General features: G+C 63.7%; 2 protein-coding genes and 1 riboswitch. Both genes read right to left on the reverse strand.

Annotated features, from left to right (window positions below; translation table 11 throughout):
- A partial coding sequence (locus I5W_RS14320) for a 6,7-dimethyl-8-ribityllumazine synthase (protein ID WP_044529734.1) occupies nucleotides 1-492 on the reverse strand: 492 nt, incomplete at its 3' end.
- A gap of 88 nt (nucleotides 493-580) precedes the next feature.
- Nucleotides 581-748: riboswitch (FMN riboswitch) on the reverse strand.
- 80 nt (nucleotides 749-828) lie between these two features.
- A partial coding sequence (locus I5W_RS14325; protein WP_044529735.1) for an NAD-binding protein occupies nucleotides 829-1,605 on the reverse strand: 777 nt, incomplete at its 5' end.

Here is a 1,605-nt window from a genome sequence, read left to right on the forward strand (position 1 = left end):
CAGGCTGCGGGCTGCGCGCACTTCGGCCAGCTTGGCCACGGTGCTGGCGCAAGCCTGTGCCGCTTCACGTCCCTTGACCAGGAAATGCGCGTGGAAGTAGTCGTGATGTTCGCTATGGGCATGGAAGTGATGCGGCGTCAGCACGGCCGAGAAGACCGGCACTTCGGTCTCCAGCTGCACTTGCATGAGCGCCGAGATGACCGATTGCGCCACGAAGTCATGGCGATAGATACCGCCATCGACCACCAGGCCGCTGGCGACGATGCCGGCATACTTGCCGGTCTTGGCCAGCACCTTGGCGTGCAGGGGGATTTCGAAGGCGCCCGGCAGCTCGAAGAAATCGATGCTGGAGGCGGGCCAGCCCAGCTTGGCCATTTCTTCGGTGAAACCGATACGGCACTGGTCGACGATATCCTTGTGCCAGCTGGCCTGGACGAAGGCGATACGTTGCGCGTGGTGGGAAGGAACGGCAGACAGATGCGTTTGCGACATGGTTCAGGACTCCTGTTCGATGAATAAACAGGGCGTGGGAATGCACGGCCGTGCGCGCACTGCCACAGCAGGTGCGCGACACCGGACATCCCGTTCTCTTTCATCCGGACTATGACCGTCGGCCCTGGAATCACACCAGGTCTGCTGACCCCGGTCTGCACACTGGCAGGCCGGGCGCTCGCGGGCTACAGACGACGTCGGGCGACGCCGTTTGATTACCGCCGGTGGGGAGTTGCACCCCGCCCCGAGAACTTGTTGCCGCGCAGCGAAGCTCTGCTCCGTTGCGACAGCAGCCGCGACTGTAGCACGGCAAGAAAAATGCTGCAGGCCGCCAGCTCAGTTGGACTGCCCCACCATCTCCAACATGCCGCGGGCAATCTCGCGCTCGCCCATGATGACGCGCTGGGCGCCATGCTTTTCCAGGTGCTCGATCTCGGCATCGGAATGGGCGCGGGCCACTACCTTCAGGCCGGCATTGAGTTCCAGGGCATTTTCGATCACCTGTCCGGCCTCGAACACTTCAGGGATCGCCACCAGCAGCCAGCGCGCCCGCGCCACCGCTGCCGCCTTCAGCAATTCGCTGTGGGCGGCATTGCCATAGAGCGCCGGCACCCCATCCTGGCGCAAGGCCTCGAGGTTCTCGCGTTGCGCCTCGATCACCACGAAGGGCTTGCCCTGGGCGCGCAACTGTTCGCCGATGCCGCGCCCGACACGGCCATAGCCGACCAGCACCACGTGATCCTCAAGGTCGACCGTGGGCGGCACGTCGCTCACATCGGCCGGCTTGGGCTGGCGTGCTTCATAACGGTCCAGCAGCGAGAACAGCAGCGGATTGAGGAGGATGGACAGGATCGCCCCGCCCAGGATCAGGTCGCGCGCCATCGGCGAGAGCAGGTCCAGTGATAGGCCGAGTGTAGCCAGGATGAAGGAAAATTCCCCGATCTGGGCCAGGCTGGCCGAAATCGTCAACGCGGTGCTATTGGGGTGACCAAATGCGCGCACGATCAACCATGCCGCCAGCGACTTGCCGACCACGATGATCAAGACGGTCGCCAGCACCAGCAACGGTTCACGCAAGACGATGGAGGGATCGAACAGCATCCCCACCGAGAC

The sequence above is a fragment of the Herbaspirillum sp. B65 genome (genome assembly GCF_000333555.1).
GTDB classification, from domain to species: domain Bacteria; phylum Pseudomonadota; class Gammaproteobacteria; order Burkholderiales; family Burkholderiaceae_D; genus Herbaspirillum; species Herbaspirillum rubrisubalbicans.